The following is a 26,686-nucleotide window of genomic DNA, read 5'->3' as shown; positions in this document are numbered from 1 at the left end:
GCGCTAGGTGGACTTCCGGATGATCAGCTCCGTGGGGAGGATCGTCGAGGAGGCGGGGCCGCCGGCGATCTGGCGTAGGAGCAGGCGCACCGCCGCCGTCGCCTGGTCCGCCCGGAGGGTGCGCACGGTGGTGAGCGGCGGCATGGTGTAGGAGACCGCTTCGAGGTCGTCGAAGCCCACGACCGCGACGTCCTCCGGCACGCGCCGCCCGGCCTCGTGCAGTGCGTGCAGGGCGCCGATCGCCATCAGGTCGTCCGCCACGAAGACCGCGTCCAGGGCCGGGTCGTCCCGCAGCAGCAGGCGCATCGCGTCCGCGCCCGACGCACGGGTGAGATCCCCGATGGCGACGATCGAGCGGTGCCCGGTGCCGCGCAGGGCCTCCCGGTATCCCGTGAGCCGGTCCTGCGCGGCGACCATGTCCACGGGTCCGCAGATCGTGGCGATCCTCCGCCGCCCCCGGTGGAGCAGGTGCGTGACCGCCGCCGTGGCCCCGCCCACGTTGTCGACGTCGACGTACGGCAGGGCCGCCGAGACCGAGGACCTGCCCAGCGACACGACCGGGACGCCCATCCGGGCCAGCGCGCCCGGCAGGGGGTCGGCGCCGTGCGCCGAGACGAGGATGACGCCGTCCACGTGCCCGGCGGCGACGTACTGCTCCACCCGGAGCCGGCTTGTGGCCGAGCCCGTGAGCATGAGGGTGACGTGTTTGCCCGCTTCCTCCAGCGCGCGGCCCGCCGACCGGACCATCGTCGAGAACAGCGGGTCGTCGCCGTACGCCCTGGCGGCGGGGTCGGAGATGATCAGTGCGATAGAGTCCGTGCGCTGGGTCACCAGACTGCGGGCCGCCGAGTTGGGGACGTAGCCGAGCTCGTTGACGGCGTTCATGACGATGGCGCGGAACTCGTCGCTGACGGTGCCCTCTCCGTTGATCACTCGGGAGACGGTCGACCTCGACACTCCGGCACGGGCGGCGACGGCCTCGAGGGTGGGGCGCTTGGCGCGTTCTCTCCGCAGGCCGTTCTGCTCGATCACGTCGCGATACCATAACGCGCTGTCCTTGGGCAGTCGTCGCTGGGTGTCGAAGTCGACGTGCACGATCCCGAAGCGCCGGTGGTAGCCCTCCGCCCACTCGAAGTTGTCCAGCAGCGACCAGACGAGGTATCCGCGGAGGTCCGTACCGGTTTCGATGGCGGCGTGCGCGGCCCGCAGGTGGCTTTCGAGGAAGGCGGTCCTGTCGGCGTCGTGCACGCGCTCGCCCGTCACCACGTCGTCGAACGCGGCTCCGTTCTCGGTGACGAGCAGGCCGACCTCGGGGTAGTCCCGCGTGAGCCGTTCGAGCAGCTGGGAGAGGCCGGTCGGGACGATCGGCCAGCCCATGGCGGTCGTCGGGGCATAGGCGCCGCTGAACAGGATGTCCTCGGTCCCGGGGTAGACGGGGTTGGACGGTTCGCCCGGCCCGGACTGTACGACGCAGGGGGTGTAGTAGTTGATCCCGAGCAGGTCGATCGGCTGGCTGATGGCGTCGAGGTCGCCGTCGTGGATGTGGCCCAGACCGGCGATGCGATCCACGATCGCCAGCACCGGGTCGGGATAGCTCCCGCGCAGGGCGGGGTCGAGGAACTGCCGGTTGAGCAGGCAGTCGACCCGGTTCACCGCCTCGGCGTCCTCGGCGGACAGTACGAGCTCGGGGTCGTTCAGCTGGCCGGGTGTCACCACGGGGGCGAGGTTCAGCGTGAGGGCGATCTCCCGGGCGCCCGCCTCGCGCAGCGCCCGGGCGCTCAGCCCGTGGGCGAGCAGCAGGTGGTGGGAGGCCCGGAAGGCGTCCTCCGGGGAGGCGCGGCCCGGGGCGTGCACGCCGATGCCGTATCCGAGGAAGGCCGCCACCCAGGGTTCGTTGACGGTCATCCACGTGCCGACCCGGTCGCCGAGCCGCTCGTGCACGGCGTGCGCGTAGTCGGCGAACCGGTAGGCGGTGTCCCGGTTGGTCCAGCCGCCGAGGTCCTCCAGTACCTGGGGAAGGTCCCAGTGGTAGAGCGTCACGTACGGCGAGACGTCGGCCGCGAGCAGTTCGTCCACGAGCCGCTCGTAGAAGTCCAGGCCGGCCGCGTTGGCGGGGCCTGAGCCGCTCGGCTGGATGCGCGGCCACGCGACCGAGAACCGGTAGGCGCGCAGGCCGAGCTCGCGCATCAGGCGGACGTCGTCCTTGTAGCGGTGATAGTGGTCGGAGGCCGTGTCACCGGTGTGGCCGTCGGCGACCATGCCCGGCGCGTGGGAGAACGTGTCCCAGATCGACGGGCCGCGGCCGTCCTCGTGCACGGCTCCTTCGATCTGGTAGGCGGCGGTGGCGGCCCCCCAGACGAAGCCATCGGGAAAGGCCAGGTTCTGGCCCTGTGTCGCGATGGTGGTCGCAGTCATCCTTGCCGCCCCCGTCTGTTCTCACGGTGTCCCGGAACGTGCGGCAGCGCCGCCGTTCCGGTCGAAACACTCCATCATCGGGCAGCCGTCGCCCGGCGTCGAGGGGATAAGGGGTGATCTTCGTATCCCCTTTTGCTCTCCGGTTGTTTCTCCGGCTCCGGATCCTTCCAGGTCACGGCTGGATACCGGTATCCAGCCGTGACCGAACGGATAGGGACCGGACCGTTGACGATCCAACATATACGGGTGTAAATACAGATGAAACAACACTGAAACGGCGGTGAATCAACAGCATGTACGCCGAGGAGCGGCAACAGGAGATCCTGCGTCGCGCACGGTCCGTCGGGCGAGTGGATGTGCCGACGCTGGCGGAGGAGTTCGAGGTCACCACCGAGACGATCCGCCGCGACCTGACCGCGCTGGAGCGCCTGGGGGTGTTGCGGCGCGTGCACGGCGGGGCGATCCCGGTCGAGCGGCTGGGGTTCGAGCCCGAACTGGCCACCCGCGACGAGGTGCTGACGGCGGAGAAGGAGCGCATCGCCAAAGCCGCGCTCGCGGAGCTCCCGGAGGACGGCGCGATCATCATCGACGCCGGGTCGACGACCGGCAGGCTGGCGCAGGCGCTGCCGATCGACCGGGAGCTGACCGTCATCGTGAACTCCCCTCCCCTGGCGACCGTGCTGGCCGCGCGCGCCAACCTGAACGTGATCATGCTGGGCGGGAGGGTGCGCGGGCGGACGCTGGCCACGGTCGACGACTGGGCCCTGCGGCCCCTCTCCGACCTGCACGTCGACGTCGCCTTCATGGCCGCCAACGGGTGCTCGGTGGACAAGGGGCTGACAACGCCGGATCCGGCCGAGGCCGCGATCAAGCGGGCGATGATCGGCGCGGCGGAGCGCAGCGTGCTGCTCGCCGACCACACGAAGTTCACCAACACCTATCTGGCGCGCTTCGCCACGGTGGCGGAGATCGACGTGGTGATCACCGACACGGGCCTCGACTCCGCGCTCGCGACCGAGATCGCCGCGGCGGGGCCCGAGGTGGTGCGCGCATGATCGTCACGCTGACCCTCAACCCCAGCCTGGACCGCACGATAGAGATCGGATCGCTGACCCGCGGCGCCGTCATCCGCGCCGCGGCCGCCCATCTCGACCCGGGCGGCAAGGGTGTGAACGTCTCCCGCGCGCTGCTGGCCAACCAGGTCCGCTCGTGTGCGGTCGTCCCCTTCGGCGGCGACGAGGGGCGGCGGCTGGTGAGCCTGCTCCAGGCGGAGGGCATCGACATGATCACCGTCCCGGTCGCCGGACCCACCCGGTCCAACGTCACCCTGGCCGAGCCCGACGGCACGGTCACCAAAATCAACGAGCCCGGCACCGCCCTGTCCGCGGAAGAGCTCGACACCGTCGCCGAGGCCGTCCTCAGCGCCGCGACCTCGGCGGACTGGGTGGTCGCCTCGGGCAGCCTCCCGCCCGGGGTCCCCCTGGACGTCTACGCCGGCCTGTGCCGCCGCTTCAGCGGCGCGGGGATCAACGTCGCGATCGACACCAGCGGGCCCGCCCTGCTGGCCGCGGTGGCCGAGACCCCCGCCCTGGTCAAACCGAACAGGGAGGAGCTCAGCGAGGCGACCGGCCTGACCATCGTGTCGCTGGGCGACGCGATCGAGGCCGCGGAGATCCTGCGGGCGCGGGGCGCGAGCACCGTACTGGCCAGTCTCGGCGCCGACGGCGCCGTCCTGCTCCAGGACGACCAGATCTGGTACGGCGAGGGCCCGGTGGCCGAGCCCCGCAGCACCGTGGGAGCCGGTGACGCCATGCTCGCCGGGTTCCTCGCCGCCGGGGCCCGGGGGGAGGCCGCGCTGGTCGAGGCGCTGGCCTGGGCCACCGCGGCAGTAGGCCTGCCCGGCAGCCGAATGCCCTCGCCGGGTGACATCCGGCGCAACCACGTCCGTGTGACCAGGGCCGATCCAACATTGTCACTGCGGTCCGGGGGCTGACAGTGGCGCTTTCATCACCCAGGCCGGCGCTGCGCCGGCCACCCCGGAAGGAGCAGCATCCATGACCGAATACACCCCCACAGTCCAAGGCACCGGGGCACGAGCGACCATCCAGCGGTTCGGCGGTCACCTCGCCGGAATGATCATGCCCAACATCGGCGCGTTCATCGCCTGGGGACTGATCACCGCTCTCTTCATCCCCACCGGCTGGCTGCCCAACGAGGACTTCGCCAAGCTGGTCGACCCCATCATCAAAACGCTGCTGCCCATCCTGATCGGCTACACCGGCGGGCGCATGGTCCACGGCCAGCGCGGTGCCGTGGTCGGCGCCGTGGCCACCATGGGCGTCGTCGTCGGGGCCGACATCCCGATGTTCCTCGGCGCGATGATCATCGGGCCGCTCGCGGCCTACATCCTCAAGCTGGTCGACGGCTTCATCCAGGACCGCACCAGGGCCGGCTTCGAGATGCTGGTGGACAACTTCACCGCCGGCATCGTCGGCGGCGGCATGGCGCTGGTGGGACTCAAGGCCATCGGCCCGGTGGTCGAGGTCGTCACCGACTGGGCCGGCGACGTGGTCGCCTGGCTGGTGGGCCACAACCTGCTGCCGCTGGCCTCGATCCTGATCGAGCCCGCCAAGGTGCTGTTCCTCAACAACGCCATCAACCACGGCGTGCTCGGACCACTCGGTGTGGCCGAGGCCGTGAAGCAGGGCAAGTCGGTCCTGTTCATGCTGGAGTCGAACCCCGGCCCCGGTCTGGGCCTGCTCCTGGCCTTCATGTTCTTCGGACCTCGCCTGCTGCGCCCCAGCACCCCCGCCGCGATCATCATCCACTTCCTCGGCGGCATCCACGAGATCTACTTCCCGTACGTGCTCATGAAGCCCCGGCTGATCCTCGCCGTGATCGCAGGCGGTGCCGCGGGTGTCCTCGTCTTCATCGTGACCGGCGCCGGACTGGTGGCCACGCCGTCGCCGGGCAGCATCTTCGCCTATATCGCGGTGACCCCCAAGGGCGGCTGGTTCGGCGTCCTCGCCGGCATCCTCGCCGCCACGGTCGTCTCCTTCGCCGTCGCCTCCGCGCTCCTGGGCTTCGGCCGGGGCGCCGACGACGAGACCGAGGAGACTGGCGAGACCAGCACCGAACCGGAAACCTCATCCGTCGTCAAGGAGGCCTGATCATGGCCAGCATCGACAGCAAGGACATTCACAAGATCATCGTGGCCTGCGACGCGGGCATGGGCAGCAGCGTGATGCTCGCCAGCCAGCTCCGCAAGCAGCTCAAGGGCCAGCAGATCCAGGTGGAACACACGCCGGTCAACTCGATCCCGGCCGACGCCGACGTGGTGGTCTGCCACGCCGGACTGGCCGCCCGTGCGAAGGTGACCGCCCCGGACAAGGTGCTGATCTCCTTCCAGCTCTTCATCGGGGATCCGGCGGTGACCAAGCTGGTCAACACGATCAAAAACGGCGGGACCGTCGATGCCTGAGACGGCGCCGCTCCCTCTCGATCCGCGTGCCATCCGGCTGAACGCCTCGGCAGGCGGCCGCGACGACGCGATCCGGCAGTGCGGTGAGGCCCTGCTCGCCGTCGGCGCGGTGGAGGAGGCCTACATCGACACCATGATCGAACGCGAGCGTTCGATCTCGACTTACGTGGGCGAGGGCGTCGCCATCCCGCACGGCACCCTGGCCGCCAAGGAGGCGGTACGGCACGACGCCATCAGCGTCGTGCGCTTCCCCGCCGGCGTCGACTGGGACGGCGACCGGGTGACGGTGTGCATCGGCATCGCCGCCCGGGGCAACGGCCACGTGGCACTGCTCGCCCAGCTCGCCGAAATCCTCATGGAACCCGACCAGGCGCAGGCCCTTCGCGAGGCGACAGAGGTCGCCGAGGTGGTCCGGCTGCTGCAATCCAACATAAACGAAGAGGACGAATCACAGTGAAGGTGGCCCGTTTCCACGCCCCCGGCGACATCCGCGTCGAGGAGGCGGCCGAACCCATCGCCGGGCCGGGTGAAGTCAAGATCCGCGTCCGCAACTGCTCGACCTGCGGCACCGACGTCAAGATCCTCAAGCACGGCCACCATCACATCAGGCCGCCCCGTGTCATGGGACACGAGATCGCCGGTGAGGTGGTCGAGGCCGTCGACGTCGACGGCTGGGCGCCGGGCGACCGGGTGCAGGTGATCGCGGCCATCCCCTGCGGGAAATGCGCCGAGTGCCTGCGGGGCAGGATGACCGTCTGCCCGAACCAGGAGTCGATGGGATACCACTACGACGGCGGTTTCGCCGAGTACATGGTCGTCCCGGCCAAGGTCCTGGCGGTGGACGGGCTCAACCGCATCCCCGACGGGGTCGGCTTCGCCGAGGCGTCGGTCGCCGAGCCTCTCGCGTGCGTGCTCAACGGTCAGGAGCTGGCGCGCGTCGGCGAGGGCGACGATGTGGTGATCATGGGTTCGGGCCCGATCGGCTGCCTTCACGTGCGGCTGGCGCGTTCGCGGGGCGCGGCACGCGTCTTCCTGGTCGACATCAACGCCGAGCGGCTGGAGATGGCCGCCGGACTGGTCAGGCCGGACGCCGCCGTGCACGGTGAGGACGTCGTCGAGCAGATCCTCAAGCTGACCGAGGGCAGGGGCGCCGACGTGGTCATCACGGCCGCCGCCTCCGGCGCCGCCCAGGAGCAGGCGCTGCAGATGGCGGCTCGCCAGGGACGGATCAGCTTCTTCGGCGGTCTGCCCAAGGACAACCCGATCATCAACTGCGACTCCAACCTGGTCCACTACCGGGAGCTGACCATCGTCGGCGCCAACGGGTCGAGCCCGGCGCACAACGCCCAGGCCCTGCGGCTCATCGCCGACGGTGCGGTCCCGGTCTCCGACCTGATCACCCACCGGATCCCGCTCTCGGAGGTCCTGGAGGGGCTCGACATCGTCAGCAGGGGCGAGGCGATCAAGGTCACCGTCGAACCCTGAGCCGCTCGCGGAGACGCCCCGAGGATTCCCGCCGGTCGCAGGGCCGGCGGGACCTCCGGGATCCCCGGACGCACCAGGGCATCTGGACATCTGGACATCTGGAACAGACGGAATCCTCAGGGGCTCCTGGGACCCACGGACTCCGGAGGATCCGCGGAGACTCACAGATCCCCTGTGCCTTTCGAAAAATCGTCATGCTCGCCAGAACTCTCAGAAGGAGAACCGGAGATGCCGGAGAGGACAGTGGTCATCGCCTCGAGCTCGGGCCTTCACGCCCGGCCCGCGAAGATCTTCGTGCAGGCCGCGGCCAAGCAGGGGATCCCGATCCGCATCCGTGTCGGGGACGGCAAGTCCGTGCCGGCCAACAGCATGCTCGCCGTACTGGCGCTGGGCGCCGTGCGGGGCACCGAGGTCACGCTCAACGCGGAGGGGCCGGGCGCCGACGAGGCGCTGGCCGCCCTCGCCGAGCTGCTCTCCCGCGACCTGGACGCCGAGGAAACCGTCGATGGCTGAGACGTTACGCGGCCTGGGCGTCAGCCCGGGCCGCGCCGCCGGGCGGGTCTACCGGATGGCCGGGCCGCCGCTGCTGCCGGCTCCCGCGCAGGCCGTCGACGCCGAGCCGGCGCTGAGCGAGGCGCTGAGCGCCCTGCGGGCGACGGCCGCCGAGCTGGCGGCGCGGGCGGAGAAGGCACCCGACACCACTTCCAGGGAGATCCTGGAGGCGCAATCCTTCATCGCCGACGACCCCGGCCTGCACGAGTCCGTCGAGGAGAACATCGGGGCGGGGATGGACGCCGCGCACGCGATCGACGCCGCCTGCGCCCATCATCGGCGGGCGCTGCTGGAGGCGGGCGGCTACTTCGCCGAGCGCGCCGCCGACCTCGACGACATCCGCAACCGGGCGGTCGCCGTGGTGCTGGGCCTTCCCATGCCGGGCGTCCCCGATCCCGGGCACCCGTTCATCCTGGTGGCCGACGATCTCGCCCCCGCCGACACCGTCAACCTCGACCCCTCCGTCGTCCTGGCCCTTCTCACCGAGAAGGGCGGCCCGACCAGCCACACCGCGATCCTCGCCCGCGCCCGCGGCCTGCCCGCCGTGGTCGCCTGCCGGGGAGTGATCGGCGTCGGCGACGGGACGTGGGTGTCGGTCGACGGCGCCAGAGGCGAGGTGGAGACCGGGATCGGCGAGGAGGCCGCGGCGGAGATCCAGCGGCAGGCGTCCGCCGACCGCCGGCGTTCCGCCACGAGCCGTGGCCCGGGCCGGACCTCCGACGACCACCCGGTCAAGCTGCTGCTCAACATCGGCTCCGTCGACGACCTCGGGCCCGCCGTGACCGGATCACCGTCCGGCGAGGGTCCTGCGGGCGTGGACGCGGAGGGGGTCGGGCTCTTCCGGACGGAGTTCCTCTTCCTGGACCGCAGGGAGGCACCTGGCTACGAGGAGCAGGTCGCCGCCTACGAGGCCGTCTTCCGGGCCGCGCCGGGCGGACACGTCGTGATCCGTACCCTCGACGCGGGAACGGACAAACCGCTGCCCTTCCTCGGCCTGCCCGAGGAGCCCAATCCGGCCCTCGGCATACGGGGGCTGCGAGTGTCCCGGGTCCGGCCCGAGGTGCTCGACACACAGCTCGACGCCATCGCCGAGGCGGCTCGCGCGGCCGGCGCCCAGCCGTGGGTCATGGCGCCCATGGTGACCACGGTGAGCGAGGCTGCGGACTTCGCCGGCCGGGCCCGCGCCCGGGGGATCACGCACGTCGGGGCGATGGTGGAGGTTCCGGCCGCCGCCCTGCGCGCCGGGCGCCTGCTGAACGAGCTCGACTTCCTGAGCATCGGCACCAACGACCTCAGCCAGTACACCTTCGCCTCCGACCGCCAGCACGGCGAGCTCGCCGACCTGCTCGACCCCTGGCAGGCGGCGCTGCTCCAGCTGATCGCGGACTGCGCCGCTGCCGGGCAGGCGGCGGGCAAGCCCGTCGGCGTGTGCGGCGAGGCGGCGGCCGATCCTCTCCTGGCCACCGTTCTGGTGGGGCTCGGGGTGACCAGCCTGTCGATGTCCGCGCCGAGCATCGCCCCGGTGCGAGACAGCCTCGCCGCCCACTCCCTGGCGCGGTGCCGTGACAATGCCCGCGTGGCTCTGGGCGCCGACGACCCGCTACAGGCGCGAAAGCTGGTCCTGCCCGATTGACAGAGCCCCTGGCGACCATCCCATAGGACGCGCCGGTACAGGCGCGGAAGCCGGCCCCGCCCGATTGACGAGGCCCCCGGGCGACCATCACCGGCCGGCGGGTGTGAGCCGTCCGGACGCGGGGCCGGCCATGGGCACTCTCCGTAAAGCGGCGAGCGTCCGCGACCGGCCCCGGCCCAGCGCCCCACACGGGCAGGACAGTCTCTCTCGGGAGGACGGCGCCGCGCATCGGTGAAATCACCGGTCCGCGGGTGATCCGCCGGGCATCGGCGCGGGACGACGGAACCGCCGCCGATAGGCCCGTAATCTGCTCTTTTCAGTCGCGACATGTCCGCGTATCACTAATGCATGCCCTCCGCCTCCCCCGTCACCCGCTCACCGGCGCTGCACGGCCGTGACGCGGAGCAGGACGCACTGCTACGTCTCCTCGACGACGCCCGCACCGGACACGGCGGCGCGACGCTCCTCTCCGGCGCTCCGGGAACGGGCAAGACCGCGCTGCTCGACTTCGCGATGGAGCACGCGGACGACTTCGTCGTGCTCAGGACACGCGGCACCGAGTGGGAGGCGCGCCTGCCGTGCGCCGGACTGCACGGACTGCTCCGGCCGGTCATGGACCGGCTGCCCGCGCTGCCCCCGGCACAGGCCTCGGTGCTCGCGGAGGCGCTCGAGCTGGGCGCGGCCGACGGCGGGCTGGCGTTGCCCGCCGCGGTCCTCAACCTCCTGGTGGCCGTCGGCCGGCCGGTGCTGGTCTGCGTTGACGACGTCCACCACCTCGACGCGCCCAGCCGCGAGTCGCTCTTCTTCACGGCCCGGCGACTGGCCGGGGAGTCGATCGCGCTGCTGTTCACCGCCGACGACGACGCCGCTCCCTGCGACATACCGGCACTCTCGCTGAGAAATCTCAACGACGAGGCGTGCCGCCGGCTGACCGACGACCTGGCGCCGCCGGGGCTCACCGAGGACCTGCGGACGCCGCTGCTGGAGATCGCCTGCGGCAACCCCCTCGCCATCGCCGAGCTGATCGGCTCGCTGAGCCCGGAGCAGCTGACCGGCGCCGCCGCCCCGCCGGAGACGCTGCCGCAGGGCGGGCGGCTGTGGCGCGCGTACGCCCGGCGGCTGGCCCTGCTGCCCGGCGACACCGCGCACATGCTCCTGCTGCTGGCGGCCGACCCGGACCTGGACATGCTCACCCTGGTCAGGGCCACCGAGCCGGAGTGCGCGCTGAGCGTGCTCGAACCGGCCGAGCGGGCCGGGGTGATCGTCCGCATCGCCGGTGACCGCTACGAGTTCCGCGAACGGGCGATGAGGCCGGTGGTCTACGCCGGCGCGTCCCCCGCTCGCAGACGTGCGGCACACCGCCTGCTCGCCGGCGCCCTCGAACACGACCACCAGCGGCTCCGGCGGGCCTGGCACCGGGCCGCGGCGCTGGACGGCTCCGGCGAGCGGCTGGCCGACGAGCTGGCCGCGGCCGCCGCGGCGGCGAGCTCCCACGGCGGCCATCCCGCGCCCTTCCTGGCCTTCGAGCGGGCGGCCGAGCTCACCGCTCACGGCGACGTCAAGGCCGCGCGCCTGGCCGCCGCCGCCAACCGGGCCTGGCAGGCCGGCCTGCCGCAGCGCGCCAGGTCGCTGCTCACCCGCCTGCACTCCCTGACGATCTCCGAGGAGGTACGGGGCCAGGCCGAGCTGATCCACGGCAGCCTGGAGCTGCGCAGCGGCAAGACCGGCAGCGCCAGGGACGAGCTGCTGGCCGCGGCCGAGTGGCTGCTCGGCCACGATCGCGGGCAGGCCGTCCGCGCGCTCATCCGGGCGAGCGAGGCCAGCTATCTGGCAGGGGACAACCACCGGTTCCTGGCCACGGCCCAGCGGGCCGCCGCGCTGCGCCGCCCGGACGACCCCGCGGCCACCCAGCTGATGTTCGAGTATCTGGCCGGTACGGCGGCGACCTTCCGCGGCCGGCACCGGGAGGCGGCCGATCCGCTGCGCCGGGTCGTGGAGCTCGCCGACTCGGTGCACAGCCCGTCGGTGCTGGCATGGGCGGGCGCGGCCAGCCTGCTGCTCGGCGACGACGCCCAGGCACTGAGGCTGTCCAGCCGGGCCGTGGAGACCGCACGCGTCCAGGGCGCCGTCTCCATGTTGCCGCAGGTGCTGGACTTCGTCATCCAGGCCGAGGTCTGGATGGGCCGCTACGGCTCGGTCACCGCCAACGCGATCGAGGGGCTCCGGCTGGCCCAGGAGTCGGGCCAGCTCAACAGCGCCGCTCAGCACCTCGCCTGGCTCGCGATGACCGCGGCCGTGGAAGGCGACGAGGAGACGTGCAGGATCAGGGCCGGAAGCGCCATCGAGCTCGCGGGCGCCCACGACCTGGGCATCGCCGGAGCGCTGAGCAACTGGGCGATGGCCCACCTCGACCTCGCCGCGGGACGCCACGCCGACGCGGCGAAGCGGCTGCGGGCGACGGCCAGGATCGACGGGACCAACGGCCATCTCGTGGTGCGGGTCATAGCGACCCCTCATTTTGTGGAGGCCGCCGTGCGGACGGGCGGCCGCAAGCAGGCCGAGGCAGCCCTGCGGGTGCTCGACCGCTGGGTGGGAAGCACTCGCAGTCCCGACCGCCTGGCGCTGGCGGCGCGCTGCCACGCGCTCCTGGCCGCTCCGGACGACGCCGAGGATCTCTTCAGGAGTGCGCTCGACCTGCACCACCAGGGGTTCTCCGAGTTCGAGACGGCCCGGACCCAGCTGCTGTTCGGCAGCGCGCTGCGCAGGAACAGACGGCCCGGGGCGGCCAGGGAGCACCTGCACAGCGCGCTGGAGACGTTCGAGCGGTTCGGCGCGCGGCTCTGGGTCGAGCAGACGCGCACCGAGCTCCGGGGGGCGGGCGAGGCCGTACGGTCCCCCCGGCCCAAGGCCGCCGAGAAGCTGACCGCGCAGCAGTTCCAGATCGCCCGGATCGTCGCCGAGGGCGCCACCAACCGCGAGGTGGCGGCCCGGCTCTTCCTGAGCCCGCGCACCGTCGAGCACCACCTCAGAAACATCTTCACCAAGCTCGACATCCGCTCCCGGGTGGAGCTGGTCCGGCTGCTCTCCTGACCCCCTCTAAGGCGCCGGAGGCTCTCCATGTCGCTCACGCGCCGTCTCGCGGAGCGTCTGACGCGGTGCGGGGCAGGTGGATCGCGTCCCCTCCGTGGAGGCGCGGGCATCGGCGGAGGCATGAGCTTCGGTCCAAATGATGAGAAACGGGTGATTTCACCGATGCGCCGATGACCCGGTGATCTAACAATTACGACTGCCGACAGTCAGAGAAATCACCGGCCACCGCATACACCCCCCGTATCGGCCGGTCGGCGACCCGGACGGCTGTCGATGTGGTTCCTCTCCTCCGAACAGGGAGTACAACGACGTGCAGTCAGAGAACATCACCCCCCACGGCTCGCACCACCCGACGTCCGGCCGCAGCAGGATCGCCTCCCGGCCGGCCCACCGTGCGAGGACCGCAGCCAAGCTGACCCTCATGCTGGCTCTGATCGGTGGCAGCGGCGCCATCGCTCCCGCGGCGCAGGCCGTCGCCAACCCCACTCCCGTGGTTCAGGCCGCCGCCAACCCCTACGAGCGCGGCCCGGCCCCCACGAGCTCCAGCGTCGAAGCCGTCAGGGGCGCGTTCGCGACCTCCAGCACCAACGTCTCCTCGCTCCTCGTGAGCGGCTTCGGCGGAGGGACGATCTACTACCCGACCAGCACGGCCCAGGGAACGTTCGGCGCGGTCGCCATCGCCCCTGGATTCACCGCCACCAAGTCCAGCATGGCCTGGCTGGCCGAGCGGGTCGCCTCCCACGGCTTCGTCGTCTTCAACATCGACACCAACACGACCTCCGACCAGCCGGCCAGCCGGGGCCGCCAGCTGCTGGCGGCGCTGGACTACCTGGTCGAGGACAGTTCGGCCGCCAGCCGGATCGACGCCACCCGGCTCGGCGTGATGGGCCACTCGATGGGAGGCGGCGGCACGCTGTCGGCGGCGAACAGCCGGCCGTCGCTGCAGGCGGCCATCCCGCTCACCGGGTGGCACACCACGAAGAGCTGGTCGGGCATACGGGTCCCGACGCTGGTCGTCGGCGCCGAGAACGACTCGGTCGCCCCGGTGTCCTCGCACTCCAAGCCGTTCTACAACAGCATCCCGGCATCGTCGGAGAAGGCCTACCTCGAGCTCAACGGCGCCAGCCACTTCGCGCCCAACTCGTCCAACACCACGATCGCCAAGTACAGCATCTCGTGGCTGAAGCGCTTCATCGACAACGACACCCGCTACGACCAGTTCCTGTGCCCCTCACCCCCCAACAGCACCACCATCTCCGACTACCTGGACACCTGTCCCCACGCGTAGGACCTGCGTCCGTCGCCCCGCCACGGCGGGGACGACGTCAGGATCTGCTCCCGATGGCGGCCGCGGCGCGCGGCCGCCATCGGCGTTCACCGCAGCGGCCGGTAGAAGCGCCAGAACCCGAAGTCGGCGATGGGCAGCACCTCGACCTCGCGGAATCCGGCCTCGACGGCGTAGCGGCGCGGAGTGTCCGGGAGCGCGCGCTCGAACCAGGGCCGGTTCATCTCGAAAGGATCTCGATGGTTCCCAGCGCGGATTTCAGCAGGCGGTCCGCGAATTCCTCCGTGGTCATGACGCCTCCCTCAGTCGCTGTTCAGCACGGAACCGCGAGGGCCGCGAGGAAACCCCTGAGCAGGGGATCGGTGAAGGGCCATGACTCCGAACGCGGACCCGTCCCTTCCCGTACAGCACACGCGAAGAGGTGACCCGGTGAGGTGTCGTCACCGCCCGCAGGCCCGCCGGTGACGTGCTACCACTGCGCTGTCATACGATTGGTTTTCTCTATCTTTATCCTAAATTGACCATCCATGGTGACTGGGTAATGACAGGGTAGTAAGGTTTGCGGCCTATGCTCTGGAACGTACAAAGTTACGACCGTAAGTCTTTTTTTTGGCTTCTCGCCGTCAGCATCTCGGTCACACTCGTGGTCGGCGGCGGCGCGTTACTGAGCGGTCACTTTGAACCGGTTCCCGACAAGCCCGCACCGCCCGTCGCCGCCCTGCCCGAGGTCTCGGTGACGCCCACTCCCCCGCCGGAACCGACCGCTCCCCCGAACTCCACTGCGGCGCCCGGCACGAAGAAGCCCGAGCCGACCCTCTTCGCCAACGGGCGCCGGCAGCCGCTGAAGGTGAAGGTGCCGAAGTCGGCCGACGGCCGCTACACCGTCGTTCCCGGTGAGGCGTCGCCCCCCAAGGGGGGCAAGGGCCGGGTGATCCGTTACCTGGTGGAGGTCGAACGCGGGCTGCCGTTCGACGCGAACGAGTTCGCCGACGACGTGCACCGCATCCTCAATGACCGGCGTAGCTGGGGATTCCGATTCCAGCGGGTGGCGCACGGCCCGGTGGAGATCCGGGTGTCGCTGTCCAGCCCCACGATGACGAACCGGCAGTGCCGGCCGCTGGTGACCTTCGGCGAGCTGTCCTGCTGGAACGGGGAGCGGGCGGTCGTCAACGCGGAGCGCTGGAACGCGGGGGCGAAGGGCTACGGACGCGATGTGGCCACCTACCGCGAGTACGTCATCAACCACGAGGTCGGCCACGGTCTCGGCCACGGCCACGTGAGCTGCCCTGAGCCCGGCAAACCGGCCCCCGTCATGGTCCAGCAGACCAAGTCCCTGTACGGCTGCCGCCCCAACCCCTGGCCGTCGCCCCGGCGCTGAAGAAGCACCGGAGGTGGTGCCGGGCAATAGCCAGATCAAATATCATGACACTTTTTTTCCGAATCCCGAAAGCGCCGGGTAGGATGGCGCAGGCTGTTCGGCGCCCGGTACGGGGGATGTCGCAGACCGCTTCAGGGCGCCCGGGGAAGGCGATCCGGCTGTTCGCCTGCTTCTTTGAGGTAGCGTTGCCGGATTGCTTGTGGCCGCAGCACAGCGGCGCGGGACGTACCGTGTGATCGGCACAGGTCTACCCCGCTTCGGGCCCCGGGAAGGTGTGAGCGCTGCGATGACCACGACCACTGAGAACGATGATGTGATCCTCGCCGCCGGCGGGGAGGACGACGACGCCCCCGAAAAGCTGGCCGCCGCCGTAGGGGCGACCTCCGACCCGGTCAAGGACTACCTCAAGCAGATCGGCAAGGTTCCGCTGCTCACCGCCCATCAGGAGGTCGAGCTCGCCAAGCGCATCGAGGCCGGTCTGTTCGCCACCGAACAGCTCGGCACCGATGGTGAGACGCTTCCGGTCGACGTCCGCGCCGAGCTGGAGTGGATCGCCGAGGACGGCCGCCGGGCCAAGAACCACCTGCTGGAGGCCAACCTCCGCCTCGTGGTCTCGCTGGCCAAGCGCTACACCGGCCGCGGCATGCTCTTTTTGGACCTGATCCAGGAGGGCAACCTGGGCCTGATCCGCGCGGTCGAGAAGTTCGACTACACCAAGGGTTTCAAGTTCTCCACCTACGCCACCTGGTGGATCCGGCAGGCGATCACCCGGGCCATGGCCGACCAGGCGCGGACCATCCGCATCCCGGTCCACATGGTCGAAGTGATCAACAAGCTGGCCCGTGTCCAGCGGCAGATGCTGGCCGACCTCGGCCGCGACCCCACCCCGGACGAGCTGGCCGCCGAGCTGGAGATGACCCCGCAGAGGGTCGCCGAGATCCAGAAGTACGGTCGCGAGCCGATCTCCCTGCACTCCCCGCTCGGCACCGAGGGCGACAGCGAGTTCGGCGACCTCATCGAGGACTCCGAGGCCGTCACCCCCGATGACGCGGTGACGTTCATGCTGCTGCAGGAGCAGCTGCACTCGGTGCTGGACGCCCTGTCGGAGCGCGAGGCGGGGGTGATGGCGCTGCGGTTCGGCCTGGCCGACGGCGAGCCCAAGACGCTCGACGAGATCGGCAAGGTCTACGGGGTGACCCGCGAGCGCATCCGGCAGATCGAGACCAAGACCATGGGCAAGCTGCGCCATCCGTCGCGGTCCCGGGCGCTGCGCGACTACCTGACCTAGATCTGACCCAGGCGGGCTGTGAAGCGCGAACCCCCGCGCCTGGTGCGACGGGAAGAACCTCCGACGTCCACGTCGGAGAGGAGATCAACCGCTGGTGGCCTCCAATGGGGCTCGGCGAACCATCCGGTCTGGTATCTCAACCCGTCCGACGCCCCCGGCCGAGTGTCGGGGGTCGCGCGAGCCGGAAAATCATGTCACCGTGATGATGCCGGTCATATGAGTTCCTTGATCCATCCACCGGTCATTCGAGCTAGCGTAAGGCTTGTGCGATCGAGGGAAGGATCTCTTCTGATGGTGTCCAACGGTGACTACGGGGTCCCCGGCTCGCTGGCGAAGGTGCTCGCCGACGTCACCGCCGAACGGGCGGCCCAGGACGCCATGTGGGGTATCCAGGATATTGCCGACGGCACCGGGCCAGAGCGTACGGAAGCCGCGGACCAGGCCAAGAAGGATGTCTCCGAGGCGGCGCGGGAGGGCCTGCTGACCTGGCGGCACATCCTGCTCGAAGAGGTGCTCGAGGCCTTCGCCGAGGACGATCCCGGCGCCCTGCGGACCGAGCTGATCCAGGTGGCGGCCGTCGCCGTGAAATGGGCCCAGGCGCTCGACCGGCGTGACCAGCCGGCAGCCGCGGCGGCCGTCACCGGCGAGCAGTCGTCCGCCCCGCACGGCCTGCGATGAACGTCCAGGAGGTCGCGCTGACCGGCGCCCACGGAGTACGGCTGGCCGCGATCCGCGAAGGCGCCAACCCCGAGGCGGTCGTCGTGTTCGCCCACGGGTTCCTGTCCGACAAGCACGCGCTCGGCCGGTTCGACCGGCTCGCCGCCCGTTACGTGGAGGCCGGCTACTCCACGCTCAGGTTCGACTTCTCCGGCAACGGCGCCAGCGGCAACGCGCCGATCACCGACGAGCGGAGGACCGGCGACCTGCGCGCCGTACTCGACCAGGTGGAGGCCTGGGGCTACCAGCGCGTCGCCCTGCACGGCCACAGCAAGGGCGGGTCCGTCTCCCTGCGCGCCCGCGACCCGAGGGTGTCGGCGATGGTCCTGACCGGCGCGCGCACCGCGCCGGTCTACTACGACTGGTCCGAGCATCTGCCCGCCGACGTCCTGACGGGCATCCGCACCCGCGGCCGCGGGCGCAGCCCGGCCACCGGCCCCCGCGCCTTCCACCTGCTCACCCAGCAGAGTCTCGACGACTTCGCGACCGTCGACACGCGGGAGATCCTCTCCGCGGTCAAACTGCCCGTCCTGCTGATGTACGGCGACGCGCCGCACGACCGCGAGGAGCTCCTGCTCGCCGAGCACGCGGCCTGCGGGATGAGATACCTCTCCCCCGAGTCGCGTCTGCTGATCATCCATGGCGCCGATCACAGCATGGAGGGGCACATCGAGGAGGTCGCCGACCACGGCATCGCCTGGCTGCGGACGCACTGCCCGGCCTGACCTGCCGCCCGCTCCGGCCGAGGTCGGGGGCCTGCCCGGTGCCCGCCCCCAATCGAGGTCGGAGCCTGTCCGGCCTCACCGCCGCCCACCCTGGTCGAGGCCGGGGACCTGCCCGGACCTGGCCGGTGGCCGATCCTGGCCGACGTGGGCCCATCAGGCCTTCCCGGTCCCACCGTAGGGCAAAGCCATGGCCGACCACGGTTCGGCCACCGCCCGAGGGGCACCCGATAAACATGCGCGTAGTAGTCGTCGGTGCCACCGGGAACGTGGGCACGAGCGTGGTGTCCGCCCTCGCGGCCGACCCACATGTCACCTCCGTCGTGGGCCTGGCCCGCAGGCTGCCGGACTGGCATCCGGAGAAGACCGCCTGGCACGCCGTGGAGGTCGCCACCGGGGACCTGGCTCCGTACTTCGACGGGGCCGACGCGGTCATCCATCTGGCGTGGCTGTTCCAGCCCACTCGCAACCCGGTGACGACCTGGCGGGGCAATGTCATCGGCAGCACGCGGGTCTTCGAGGCCGCGGCGCGGGCACGGGTCTCCGTCCTGATCCACGCCTCCTCGGTGGGCGCCTACTCCTCAGGGCCCAAGGACCAGCCGGTCACCGAGGACTGGCCCACCCACGGCTGGCCGGGTGCCTCCTACGGCCGGGAGAAGGCCTATGTCGAGCGTGTGCTCGACGTGTTCGAGCGGGACCACCCGGCCACCAGGGTGGTGCGACTGCGGCCGGGCTTCATCTTCAAGCGGGAGGCGGCGATCGGGCAGCGGCGGCTGTTCGGAGGGCCGCTGGTGCCCCAGCGGATGATACGGCCGGGCATGATCCCCTTTGTTCCCGACACCCCTGGTCTCGAGTTCCAGGCGGTCCACACCGACGACGTCGCCGAGGCCTACCGGCTGGCGCTCACCCGGCCGGTGTCGGGCGCCTTCAACATCGCCGCCGACCCGGTGATCACCCCATCCGTGCTGGCCGATCTGCTCGACACCCGGCTGATGCCCGTCTCCGGCTGGACGCTCAGGAGCACCGTCGCCGCCGCCTGGCGCATGCGCCTGGTCCCCGCGTCACCGGACCTGGTCGACCTGGTGCTCAGAATGCCGATCATGGATATCGGCCGTGCCCACACCGAACTGGGCTGGCAGCCGCGCCACTCCTCCCTCGACGCGATGAAAGAGCTGTTCGAAGGTCTGCGCACCGCCGAGGGGATGGAGACCCCGCCGCTCTCGCCCGACACCGGCGGTCCCGCGCGGATCCGTGAGATAGCGAGCGGGGTCGGAAAGCGACCGTGAAGATAGAAGCCGTGTCACCGGGAAGCAACCTCGTATGAGGAAGATCCTTGTTGGTACGGCCTCCTGGACGGACAGGTCGCTGCTGGAGTCGGGCTGGTATCCCGACGACGCCTCCACCCCGGCGAAACGCCTGGCCTACTACGCGTCGCGGTTTCCACTCGTGGAGGTGGACGCCACCTACTACCACCCTCCGGCGCAGCGCACCGCGGAAGCCTGGCGGGACCGCACCCCGACAGACTTCACCTTCGACGTCAAGGCCTTCTCCCTGCTGACCGGCCACCCCACCCGGCCCGAGTCCCTCTACAAGGATCTGCGGGAAAAACTCGGCACGTCGAAGCGGAACCTCTACCTCGACGACGTGGACCCGGAGATCGTCGAGGAGGTCTGGCAACGGTTCCTCAGCGCCCTCATGCCGCTGCACGAGGCGGGAAAGCTGGGAGCCGTGCTCTTCCAGTTTCCGCCGTGGTTCCCGATCGGAGAGGGCCGCAGGCGTTACATCCTGGAGTGCGCGCGGCGCTGCCGGCCGATGCGCATCAGCGTCGAGTTCCGCAACCGCACCTGGATGGAGGAGGAGAACCGCGAGGAAACCCTCGGGTTCCTCGCCGCGAACGACATCGCCTACGTCTGCGTCGACATGCCGCAGGGGCATCCGTCGTCGATCCCGCCGATCCTGGCCGCCACCTCCGACCTCGTCGTGGTACGGTTCCACGGGCACTCCGACCGGTGGACCAGCAAGAAGATCGAGGAACGCTTCGCCTACCTGTACTCGGAGGCGGAGCTCAAACGGTGGGCGGTCGCCGTCCACCGGCTCGCGGAGGACGCCAAGGTCGTCCACGTGCTCTTCAACAACTGCTGCGAGGACTCCTCCCAGCGCAACGCCGCCCGGTTCCTCACCCTCGTCGACGAACTCGACGGGGAGCGGGATCCCGGCTGAACCCCGGGGCCCCCGGCCCGGGGTTCAGCCGGGGGCTCGTACGCGGGTCCGGCCGTGGGCTCGTACGCGGGGTGCCGGCGCGGTCGCGGCTCATGGGGGCCGTGAGCTCGTGCCCGGCGCGCCGGCGTGGTCACGGCTCATGACTCCTCCGCGTCCGGCACCGGTGAGATCCCCGCACCGGCCGACAGCAGCCTCTCCGCCAGCGCGCGACAGCGCCCTGCGAGCTCCGGAGGGTCGAGCACCTCGAAGTCGTGCCCCAGCAGGAGCACGTGCATGAGCACGAAGTCGAGGCTGCCGGCGCCGCTGAGCACCTCGCAGAGCTCGCTCCCCCGCCGCCGCACGACGGCCGCCGACGCCGGAAGCTGCGCGCGCACCGTGTCGGCCGACGCGTGCACGAGGAAGCGCGCCCGGTGCGGGTAGACCCGGCTCGCCACCCCCTCCTGCACGTACGCCGCCGCGTCGGGCGCCGCGCGCGGGCGAAAGCGCCTGGTCCGTGCGGACACGTCGGTCATCCGGTCGACGCGGAAGCTGCGCCAGTCGTCGCGATCGAGGTCGTAGGCGAGGAGGTACCAGCGCCGGTCGGAGGCGACCAGGCGGTAGGGCTCGACCCGCCGCCCTCGCACCTCGCTCCCGGACGGGTAGGCGAAGCCGGCCTCCACCTCGTCGCGGCAGGCCCTGGCCAGCGTCATGAGCACCTTGGGGTCGACCGGCGTACGGCCGCCTCCGCCGAAGGACTCCACCGAGGCGGAGAGCGCGCGCACCTCGTGCCGCAGCCGGGTGGGCAGCACCCGGTCGAGCTTGGTCAGCGCCCGCAGGGCGGCGTCGCCGGCGCCGGCGACCGCACCCCCCGCTCCGGCGAGCAGCGAGACCGCGGTGGCGATCGCCTCCTCGTCGTCGAGCAGCAGCGGCGGCAGATCCTGCCCCGGGCCGAGCTGGTAGCCGCCGCCGACGCCCTGGACGGCATGCACCGGATAGCCGAGCGTGCGCAGCCGTTCGACGTCACGCCGTACCGTGCGCGGCGTGACCCCGAGCCGGTCGGCGAGCTCGGGCCCGGTCCAGACCCGGCGCTGCTGCAGCAGCCCGAGCAGGGTGAGCACCCGCTCCGTCGTCCCCCGCTCCTCACCGCTTGCCACATCCATGTCGCCCACCCTGCCAGAGATAGCGGACCGATCCTGTCCGCTAGGGGTGCCAGGGTGGCCCCATGGACGCAGACGAACTCAACTGGAACCGGACGCTGCGCGAGCAGTGGGAATTTCACTGGAACCATCAGCTCCGAGCCCGGCTCGACGGCCTCACCGACGACGAATACTTCTGGTCGCCGGTGCCGGACGCCTGGAGCGTACGGCCGCGCGGCAGCTCGACGGCGCCCGTGCAGGTCGGCGCCGGGGACTTCACGGTGGACTACGCCTTCCCCGAGCCGGTCCCCGCGGCCTTCACCACGATCGCCTGGCAGCTCGGTCACGTCATCGTCGGCGTGCTCGCCGCGCGCAACGCGGCGCACTTCGGCGCCCCTGCGGCGTCGTACGAGACCTGGGAGTACGCCGGCAGCGCGGCCACCGCGCTCGACCAGCTCGAGACCCAGCTCGACGTCTGGCTGGCCGGGGTGCGCGACCTCGGCGAGGCCGGGCTACGGGTCCCGGTCGGCGCGAAGGAGCCCTACCCCGAGGCGTCCATGGCCGATCTGGTGCTGCACATCCACCGTGAGCTGATCCATCATCTGTCCGAGGTCTGCCTGCTGCGCGACCTCTACCTGCACACAAGATCCACGACGAACGGAGCAACCCGATGAGCCGCCACATTCAGGTCACCTTCGACGCCCACGACCCGAAGGCGCTGTCGTCCTTCTGGCGCGACGTCCTGGGCTACGTCCACCCCGGCCCGCCCGGAGTCGACCTGCCCGAGGGTGCCGACCCGCTGGCCGCGTGGGACGACTTCCTCGCGCGGGTCGGCGTACCGGAGGAGCAGCGCAACACGAGATCGGCCATCGAGGATCCGGAAGGGCACGGCCCCCGGCTGTTCTTCCAGCGGGTGCCGGAGGACAAGGTCGCCAAGAACCGCGTCCACCTCGACGTCCGTGCGGCTCCCGGACTGCGGGGAGAGGAGCGGATGGCGGCGCTGGAGGCCGAGTGCGACCGGCTCGTCGCGCTGGGAGCGAAGCGGGTGCGCCGCGACGAGCCGGAGCCCCCGCTGAGCGCCGGCTTCATCGTGATGACCGACCCCGAGGGCAACGAGTTCTGCCTGGACTGACGTAGCTCGGCCGTCGTCGCGGAAGCCGCATCCCGTGGTCACCTGATTCCGCTACCTGACCCCACGCCTCATCTGCGACATGGTCGCTCTGCGCTCCTCCGGGGTGGTACCTCCCCACACGCCGTACATCTGCTGGGTGCTCAGGGCGTACTCCAGGCAGCGCCCGCGTACGGGGCAGCGACGGCAGACGGCTTTGGCGCGCTCGTACTGCACCTGGCCGGGCCCCTCGGAGGAGACGGGGAAGAAGAGTTCGGGATCCTCGCCAAGGCACGAAGAACGGCGGGACCAGTGGGCGAATGCAATCACATTATTCTGGACATACATGGCGATCCAAGTGGAAGTGGCGGCGATTCACGGTTGGCAGCTCAGCTTCTTGATCGGGTGCCCACTATAATCCCATATATACCTTTTCGGATGAAAAATCGTACGGCCTTGACCTGGGGTTTTACGAGAAAAGGGGATCCTGGGTGTCGCCCGATCACCCCAACCGCGGCGCATTAACGGGGACGGCGCTCATTGCCGATGCCGTGAATCCCCGCGAATCCGGGTGTCGCGAACGACGGCGCGAACAATGACCCCGGCCGCCGAGAATCTCCCACCGGCCCCGGGGGCCGCGGGTGATCCTCCATCGCCCCGAGGGTGTTGGCGCCCCTGCCGGTTGGTCAGCACCGGGCGCTCGTCGCCCGGCTGCGCCCCCATGCTCGACACGTCCGTCATGATGACGTTCCTTCCCTGCGGCGGTCGCTTTCGGCGCGCCGAAACCATGTCGGCATGCCGGGTCCATATCCGGAAAAATCCGACTTATAGCGCGGAAGCCAAAGAATCTCCCCAAGCGGGAAATTCCCGGAAACAACCGCCACCCCCGCGTGCCGGGCAACGGAAAGGGGTCACCGGGATTTGGCCGCGGCCCTCCCTCCCGGCGGTCCCACGCCCGCGCCCGAGATCAGGTCGCCGACGAACGCCGCAGCAGGGAGATGACCGCCCGCTCCGCCTCACCATGCGTGGCCGGCTGCCCGAACCCGATGTCGGCGCCCAGCCCGCCGAGCGCCCGCGTGATGGTCCGGCCTTTCTCGTAGGCCTCGATGACGCGCGGATCGACGTAGGAGGCCCGCGCGACGGCCGGGGTGTTGCCCAGATAACCGGCCACCTCGCCGATCACCCGGCTGACCGCCTTCCTCCTGCCGGTTCGGGAACGGGCACGCGAGGAGACCGCCAGGCCCACGGCGGCCAGCACCGTCGCATGCCAGGTCCTGAAGTCCTTGGCCGACGCCTCGACGTCGAGTGCCTCGCGCAGGTAGGCGTTGATGTCGTCGCTGCGCACGTCGCTCCAGCCGGAACCGTCCCTGTAGCGCAGCAGTTCCCCCTCGTCCGCGGCCTTGTGCAAGGCGGCGATCACCTTGCACACGTCCACGTCGACGATCTCCAGCTCCCTGAACTTGCCGCCCTTGGCCGGGTAGCCGCAGACGACACGCCCCGCCGTACAGGTGACGTGTTCCATCCGGAGCGTGGCCAGCCCGAAGGAGTCGTAGGACTCCCCTCCGACCCGGAAGAAGCCGATGTCGAGCATCCTCGCCGCGGCGGCCAGCACCCGATCACGTGTCAGCCCCCGCTGCCCCAGATCCTCGGCGACCCGCTTCCGGAAAGCCGGCAGCCGCTCGGCCACCTCCAGCACCCGGTCGAACTTCACCCGGTCCTGCTCCACGCGCCAGACGTCGTGATAGCGATACTGACGCCGCCCCGCCGTGTCCGTGCCGACCGCCTGAATGTGCCCGTCCGGAAACCGGCAGATCCAGACGTCGGTCCAGGCGGGCGGGATCGCCAGCGCCCTGATCCTCGCGAGGGTACGGCGGTCGCGGACCTGCTCCCCGCCGGAACGGTGGTAGCTGAAGCCCTTGCCCCTGCGCCGCCTCAGGATGCCCGGCTCCGCCGGGTCACTGTGTCGGAGTTCGCTCACACACCGCGTCTACCCGGTGAGGACACCTTCATGAGAGGAAAGGCCGAACCCGCCGGCGGGTCACCCTAAATGGGCTCGCCCTCGTCCTCGTCGCCCTCCGAGGGCCCGGGGGTCCCGGTCCCGGTCCGGCCTGGGCCCGGAGTGGGCCGCCCGGGCCCGGTCGTCGTCGGGACCGGCGGCGGGGTCGGCACGAACACCGTCCCCGGCAACGGCCTCGGCGGCGGCTCGACCTCTTCGACCCTGCGCAGCAGCAGCCAGAGCATCACGGTCAGCAACACCAGCAGAACCGTCAGCACGACCGAGGCGATGATCACCGACCGCTGGGTCTCCGTGGGCGGCGGCGCACCCTTGGGCGGCGGAGGCAGCGCGGGCGAACGATCACTCACCCAGTACGGCGCGAAATCCGGCCCGTGCTCCTCCCCGATCAGGGTGCCGCTCACCAGCACGGGTTCGAGGAACCACTCCGCCCCCACCCTGCCGGACTCGTACGGCGTGGCCACCCACGGCGCGCTTCCGTCATCCATGGCCAGCACCTGCGGAGTCGCGTCGGCCACCGCGGTGCGCCCCCGCGCCGCCCTGGCCATCCACCCCCGCACGCCGGAACGGCTGGCCAGCGCCTCGCGGATCCCGGTGACGAACCGGTCGCGGGCGGCGGGGTCGAGCGCGGCGCCCCTGGTCAGCACGGCGACCGAGACCGCCCGGCCGTCGGCGCCCCGCCCGAGGTAGACCAGCCCCGCGGGCCCCACCCGCAGACGCGCCTGCATGAGGAAGGGCCCCAGGTGGGGCGGGTCGTCGTACTGGAGCGGACTGGCCACGTCTGCCATGAAAGCACACCGCCGATCACATCGCGCCCGTGTGGGGTACTGACAGAGAACCCACATGGGTACTGTCAGGAAATACGCAGCCGACCTGCCGTGTGACCCGGCATCTCATTTGGTGGAATATCAACATGACCGTCGCCGAAGAACTGCCCAGCGAGATCGATACCGCGCTGTTGCGCGATGCCCTGGCCGAGGTCCGGCGGGTCATCGTAGGTCAAGAGCACATGGTGGAACGGTTGCTCGTGGCACTCCTCGCCCGGGGCCACTGCCTGCTTGAGGGTGTGCCCGGCGTCGCCAAGACCCTGGCCGCCTCCACCCTGGCCACCGTGGTCGGCGGCGACTTCGCCCGCATCCAGTTCACCCCCGACCTCGTCCCCAGCGACATCGTGGGAACCCGCGTCTACCACCCCTCCCGCGAGGCCTTCGACATCGAGCTCGGTCCGGTGTTCGTCAACTTCCTGCTCGCCGACGAGATCAACCGGGCCCCGGCCAAGGTCCAGTCCGCGCTCCTGGAGGTCATGGCCGAACGGCAGGTCACCCTGGCCGGGAAGACCCACCCGCTGCCCAAGCCGTTCATCGTGCTGGCCACCCAGAACCCGATCGAGTCCGAGGGCGTCTACCCCCTCCCCGAGGTCCAGCGCGACCGGTTCCTGTTCAAGGTCCGCATCGTCCACCCCAGCGCGCACGAGGAGCTGGAGATCCTCCACCGGATGAGCGTGACCCCCCCGACGCCCAGGCAGGTGCTCGATCCCGTACGGCTGGCGGAGCTGCAGAAGATGGCCGACCAGGTCTCCGTACACCAGCTCGTCGCCGACTACGTCGTCAGGCTGGTGATGGCCACCCGCGCCCCGGGCGAGTACGGCCTGGCCGAGCTGGAGGAGAACATCGAGATCGGGGTCAGCCCCCGCGCCACGCTGGGCCTGGTCGCCGCCGGACGCGGCCTGGCCCTGCTGCGGGGCCGCGACTACCTGCTTCCCGACGACGTGCGTGACGTGGCCGTGGACGTGATGTCCCACCGGCTCATGCTCACCTTCGACGCGCTGGCCGACGGGGTGGAGCCCGAGGACGTGATCAGGCAGATCCTGACCGCCGTACCGCCCCCGCTGGTGGTCTGGAACCAGGGTCCCCGATGAGCCCGCGCAGCGACGCGATCAACCCCGAGGAGGCGCCGGTGAACTGGGCTGAGGAACGCGGGAGCGGAGCGGACGCGTGACGAGGGAAGATCGCCGGATAAGAGCGTCCGAACCGCGACGCGCAGCGTCGCCATCAGCGCAGGGCGGAGCGGATGAGAGACCGGTTGCCGGCCACCGAGCCGCGGCGCGCAGCGACGCCTTGAGCCCGCGAGGAGGCGCCGGTGAACTGGACTGAGGACCGAAGGAGCGAAGCGGATGAGGGACG

At 70.7% G+C, this 26,686-nt stretch carries 24 protein-coding genes and 1 pseudogene; 19 read left to right on the top strand and 6 right to left on the bottom strand.

What is annotated here, in order from left to right; genetic code table 11:
- Window positions 1–3: 3 nt before the first annotated feature.
- Window positions 4–2,415 carry a GH1 family beta-glucosidase gene (locus CHC08_RS52735; RefSeq protein ID WP_089205608.1) on the bottom strand — a complete coding sequence of 804 codons (2,412 nt, stop codon included), beginning with the start codon at window positions 2,413–2,415 and terminating at the stop codon, window positions 4–6.
- A 293-nt stretch (window positions 2,416–2,708) separates the two neighbouring features.
- Between CHC08_RS52735 and CHC08_RS03115 the strand changes: the two genes are divergently transcribed.
- The 10 genes from CHC08_RS03115 to bdeA all read left to right on the top strand — a co-directional run bounded on the left by CHC08_RS03115 (window position 2,709) and on the right by bdeA (window position 13,944).
- Window positions 2,709–3,470 (top strand): DeoR/GlpR family DNA-binding transcription regulator, encoded by a 762-nt coding sequence (locus CHC08_RS03115; protein ID WP_089205607.1) that lies wholly within the window; start codon window positions 2,709–2,711, stop codon window positions 3,468–3,470.
- Window positions 3,467–4,408 carry a 1-phosphofructokinase gene (gene pfkB / locus CHC08_RS03110; protein ID WP_089205606.1) on the top strand — a complete coding sequence of 314 codons (942 nt, stop codon included), beginning with the start codon at window positions 3,467–3,469 and terminating at the stop codon, window positions 4,406–4,408. The genes CHC08_RS03115 and pfkB overlap by 4 nt, the downstream gene beginning before the upstream one ends.
- 61 nt (window positions 4,409–4,469) lie before the next feature.
- Window positions 4,470–5,585 carry a mannitol-specific PTS transporter subunit IIC gene (mtlA, locus tag CHC08_RS03105; protein ID WP_089205605.1) on the top strand — a complete coding sequence of 372 codons (1,116 nt, stop codon included), beginning with the start codon at window positions 4,470–4,472 and terminating at the stop codon, window positions 5,583–5,585.
- Window positions 5,586–5,587: 2 nt separating this feature from the next.
- A complete protein-coding gene (locus CHC08_RS03100) occupies window positions 5,588–5,896 on the top strand; it encodes a PTS sugar transporter subunit IIBC family protein (protein WP_089205604.1) in 309 nt (102 codons plus the stop codon).
- Window positions 5,889–6,353, top strand: a complete 465-nt coding sequence (locus tag CHC08_RS03095; protein WP_089205603.1) for a PTS mannitol transporter subunit IIA — start codon at window positions 5,889–5,891, stop codon at window positions 6,351–6,353. The genes CHC08_RS03100 and CHC08_RS03095 overlap by 8 nt, the downstream gene beginning before the upstream one ends.
- Window positions 6,350–7,381 carry a zinc-dependent dehydrogenase gene (locus CHC08_RS03090; RefSeq protein ID WP_089205602.1) on the top strand — a complete coding sequence of 344 codons (1,032 nt, stop codon included), beginning with the start codon at window positions 6,350–6,352 and terminating at the stop codon, window positions 7,379–7,381. Before CHC08_RS03095 ends, CHC08_RS03090 begins: the two co-directional genes overlap by 4 nt.
- A 228-nt stretch (window positions 7,382–7,609) precedes the next feature.
- Entirely contained in the window at window positions 7,610–7,894 is a 285-nt protein-coding gene (locus tag CHC08_RS03085) for an HPr family phosphocarrier protein (RefSeq protein WP_089205601.1), read from the top strand.
- The gene (ptsP, locus tag CHC08_RS03080; protein ID WP_089205600.1) at window positions 7,887–9,566 is read left to right on the top strand and encodes a phosphoenolpyruvate--protein phosphotransferase; all 1,680 of its coding nucleotides are present in this window, start codon (window positions 7,887–7,889) and stop codon (window positions 9,564–9,566) included. Before CHC08_RS03085 ends, ptsP begins: the two co-directional genes overlap by 8 nt.
- Before the next feature lie 348 nt (window positions 9,567–9,914).
- Window positions 9,915–12,656, top strand: coding sequence for a helix-turn-helix transcriptional regulator (locus CHC08_RS03075; RefSeq protein ID WP_089205599.1), 2,742 nt, complete (start codon window positions 9,915–9,917; stop codon window positions 12,654–12,656).
- Between the two features lie 421 nt (window positions 12,657–13,077).
- Window positions 13,078–13,944: a bis(hydroxyethyl) terephthalate hydrolase gene (gene bdeA, locus CHC08_RS03070; protein WP_143653101.1), complete on the top strand. Its 867-nt coding sequence runs from the start codon at window positions 13,078–13,080 to the stop codon at window positions 13,942–13,944.
- Window positions 13,945–14,030: 86 nt separating this feature from the next.
- Here bdeA and CHC08_RS52290 read toward each other — a convergent pair whose 3' ends face one another.
- Complete coding sequence (locus tag CHC08_RS52290) at window positions 14,031–14,165, bottom strand: hypothetical protein (RefSeq protein ID WP_275937144.1); 135 nt, start codon at window positions 14,163–14,165, stop codon at window positions 14,031–14,033.
- A gap of 344 nt (window positions 14,166–14,509) precedes the next feature.
- Here CHC08_RS52290 and CHC08_RS03065 point away from each other — a divergent pair, with 344 nt between their 5' ends.
- The 6 genes and pseudogenes from CHC08_RS03065 to CHC08_RS03040 all read left to right on the top strand — a co-directional run bounded on the left by CHC08_RS03065 (window position 14,510) and on the right by CHC08_RS03040 (window position 20,266).
- On the top strand, window positions 14,510–15,319 hold the full coding sequence (locus CHC08_RS03065; RefSeq protein WP_089205597.1) for a DUF3152 domain-containing protein: 810 nt from the start codon (window positions 14,510–14,512) through the stop codon (window positions 15,317–15,319).
- 268 nt (window positions 15,320–15,587) lie between these two features.
- Window positions 15,588–16,607: pseudogene (locus CHC08_RS03060) on the top strand (RNA polymerase sigma factor); the annotation flags it as partial.
- Between the two features lie 291 nt (window positions 16,608–16,898).
- Window positions 16,899–17,285, top strand: coding sequence for a hypothetical protein (locus CHC08_RS03055; RefSeq protein WP_179281855.1), 387 nt, complete (start codon window positions 16,899–16,901; stop codon window positions 17,283–17,285).
- On the top strand, window positions 17,282–18,049 hold the full coding sequence (locus tag CHC08_RS03050; protein WP_089205596.1) for an alpha/beta hydrolase: 768 nt from the start codon (window positions 17,282–17,284) through the stop codon (window positions 18,047–18,049). Before CHC08_RS03055 ends, CHC08_RS03050 begins: the two co-directional genes overlap by 4 nt.
- A 233-nt stretch (window positions 18,050–18,282) precedes the next feature.
- Window positions 18,283–19,332 (top strand): NAD-dependent epimerase/dehydratase family protein, encoded by a 1,050-nt coding sequence (locus CHC08_RS03045; RefSeq protein ID WP_089205595.1) that lies wholly within the window; start codon window positions 18,283–18,285, stop codon window positions 19,330–19,332.
- Between the two features lie 34 nt (window positions 19,333–19,366).
- Window positions 19,367–20,266 carry a DUF72 domain-containing protein gene (locus CHC08_RS03040; protein ID WP_089205594.1) on the top strand — a complete coding sequence of 300 codons (900 nt, stop codon included), beginning with the start codon at window positions 19,367–19,369 and terminating at the stop codon, window positions 20,264–20,266.
- A 137-nt stretch (window positions 20,267–20,403) separates the two neighbouring features.
- Here the strand turns inward: CHC08_RS03040 and CHC08_RS03035 are convergent, their stop codons facing one another.
- Complete coding sequence (locus CHC08_RS03035; RefSeq protein ID WP_089205593.1) at window positions 20,404–21,405, bottom strand: helix-turn-helix transcriptional regulator; 1,002 nt, start codon at window positions 21,403–21,405, stop codon at window positions 20,404–20,406.
- A gap of 62 nt (window positions 21,406–21,467) precedes the next feature.
- On the opposite strand from CHC08_RS03035, the gene CHC08_RS03030 reads away from it, so the two are divergent.
- Both CHC08_RS03030 and CHC08_RS03025 read left to right on the top strand, forming a co-directional pair.
- A complete protein-coding gene (locus CHC08_RS03030) occupies window positions 21,468–22,055 on the top strand; it encodes a DinB family protein (protein ID WP_089205592.1) in 588 nt (195 codons plus the stop codon).
- Window positions 22,052–22,513 carry a VOC family protein gene (locus tag CHC08_RS03025; protein ID WP_089205591.1) on the top strand — a complete coding sequence of 154 codons (462 nt, stop codon included), beginning with the start codon at window positions 22,052–22,054 and terminating at the stop codon, window positions 22,511–22,513. Before CHC08_RS03030 ends, CHC08_RS03025 begins: the two co-directional genes overlap by 4 nt.
- 51 nt (window positions 22,514–22,564) lie before the next feature.
- Here the strand turns inward: CHC08_RS03025 and CHC08_RS03020 are convergent, their stop codons facing one another.
- The 3 genes from CHC08_RS03020 to CHC08_RS03010 form a co-directional block, all read right to left on the bottom strand.
- The gene (locus CHC08_RS03020; RefSeq protein WP_089205590.1) at window positions 22,565–22,837 is read right to left on the bottom strand and encodes a WhiB family transcriptional regulator; all 273 of its coding nucleotides are present in this window, start codon (window positions 22,835–22,837) and stop codon (window positions 22,565–22,567) included.
- A gap of 619 nt (window positions 22,838–23,456) precedes the next feature.
- Window positions 23,457–24,467: a DNA topoisomerase IB gene (locus tag CHC08_RS03015; protein WP_089205589.1), complete on the bottom strand. Its 1,011-nt coding sequence runs from the start codon at window positions 24,465–24,467 to the stop codon at window positions 23,457–23,459.
- A 65-nt stretch (window positions 24,468–24,532) separates the two neighbouring features.
- Window positions 24,533–25,291, bottom strand: coding sequence for a hypothetical protein (locus CHC08_RS03010; protein ID WP_089205588.1), 759 nt, complete (start codon window positions 25,289–25,291; stop codon window positions 24,533–24,535).
- 125 nt (window positions 25,292–25,416) lie between these two features.
- Here CHC08_RS03010 and CHC08_RS03005 point away from each other — a divergent pair, with 125 nt between their 5' ends.
- A complete protein-coding gene (locus tag CHC08_RS03005; RefSeq protein ID WP_089205587.1) occupies window positions 25,417–26,421 on the top strand; it encodes an AAA family ATPase in 1,005 nt (334 codons plus the stop codon).
- Window positions 26,422–26,686 lie beyond the last annotated feature (265 nt).

The sequence above is a fragment of the Streptosporangium subroseum genome (assembly GCF_900188345.1).
Classification (GTDB): domain Bacteria; phylum Actinomycetota; class Actinomycetes; order Streptosporangiales; family Streptosporangiaceae; genus Streptosporangium; species Streptosporangium subroseum.
This window is presented reverse-complemented; position numbering and strand designations above follow the sequence as displayed.

Bases quoted from the DNA above. Each gene is read 5' to 3' on its own strand.
- CHC08_RS03005 (WP_089205587.1), top strand. From the start codon at position 25,417: ATGACCGTCGCCGAAGAACTGCCCAGCGAGATCGATACCGCGCTGTTG.
- CHC08_RS52290 (WP_275937144.1), bottom strand. From the start codon at position 14,165: ATGAACCGGCCCTGGTTCGAGCGCGCGCTCCCGGACACTCCGCGCCGC.
- ptsP (WP_089205600.1), top strand. From the start codon at position 7,887: ATGGCTGAGACGTTACGCGGCCTGGGCGTCAGCCCGGGCCGCGCCGCC.
- CHC08_RS03025 (WP_089205591.1), top strand. From the start codon at position 22,052: ATGAGCCGCCACATTCAGGTCACCTTCGACGCCCACGACCCGAAGGCG.
- CHC08_RS03055 (WP_179281855.1), top strand. From the start codon at position 16,899: ATGGTGTCCAACGGTGACTACGGGGTCCCCGGCTCGCTGGCGAAGGTG.
- CHC08_RS03030 (WP_089205592.1), top strand. From the start codon at position 21,468: ATGGACGCAGACGAACTCAACTGGAACCGGACGCTGCGCGAGCAGTGG.
- CHC08_RS03115 (WP_089205607.1), top strand. From the start codon at position 2,709: ATGTACGCCGAGGAGCGGCAACAGGAGATCCTGCGTCGCGCACGGTCC.
- CHC08_RS03045 (WP_089205595.1), top strand. From the start codon at position 18,283: ATGCGCGTAGTAGTCGTCGGTGCCACCGGGAACGTGGGCACGAGCGTG.
- CHC08_RS03040 (WP_089205594.1), top strand. From the start codon at position 19,367: ATGAGGAAGATCCTTGTTGGTACGGCCTCCTGGACGGACAGGTCGCTG.
- CHC08_RS03075 (WP_089205599.1), top strand. From the start codon at position 9,915: ATGCCCTCCGCCTCCCCCGTCACCCGCTCACCGGCGCTGCACGGCCGT.
- CHC08_RS03095 (WP_089205603.1), top strand. From the start codon at position 5,889: ATGCCTGAGACGGCGCCGCTCCCTCTCGATCCGCGTGCCATCCGGCTG.
- CHC08_RS03010 (WP_089205588.1), bottom strand. From the start codon at position 25,291: ATGGCAGACGTGGCCAGTCCGCTCCAGTACGACGACCCGCCCCACCTG.
- bdeA (WP_143653101.1), top strand. From the start codon at position 13,078: ATGCTGGCTCTGATCGGTGGCAGCGGCGCCATCGCTCCCGCGGCGCAG.
- CHC08_RS03085 (WP_089205601.1), top strand. From the start codon at position 7,610: ATGCCGGAGAGGACAGTGGTCATCGCCTCGAGCTCGGGCCTTCACGCC.
- pfkB (WP_089205606.1), top strand. From the start codon at position 3,467: ATGATCGTCACGCTGACCCTCAACCCCAGCCTGGACCGCACGATAGAG.
- CHC08_RS03035 (WP_089205593.1), bottom strand. From the start codon at position 21,405: ATGGATGTGGCAAGCGGTGAGGAGCGGGGGACGACGGAGCGGGTGCTC.
- CHC08_RS03065 (WP_089205597.1), top strand. From the start codon at position 14,510: ATGCTCTGGAACGTACAAAGTTACGACCGTAAGTCTTTTTTTTGGCTT.
- CHC08_RS03050 (WP_089205596.1), top strand. From the start codon at position 17,282: ATGAACGTCCAGGAGGTCGCGCTGACCGGCGCCCACGGAGTACGGCTG.
- mtlA (WP_089205605.1), top strand. From the start codon at position 4,470: ATGACCGAATACACCCCCACAGTCCAAGGCACCGGGGCACGAGCGACC.
- CHC08_RS03100 (WP_089205604.1), top strand. From the start codon at position 5,588: ATGGCCAGCATCGACAGCAAGGACATTCACAAGATCATCGTGGCCTGC.
- CHC08_RS03020 (WP_089205590.1), bottom strand. From the start codon at position 22,837: ATGTATGTCCAGAATAATGTGATTGCATTCGCCCACTGGTCCCGCCGT.
- CHC08_RS52735 (WP_089205608.1), bottom strand. From the start codon at position 2,415: ATGACTGCGACCACCATCGCGACACAGGGCCAGAACCTGGCCTTTCCC.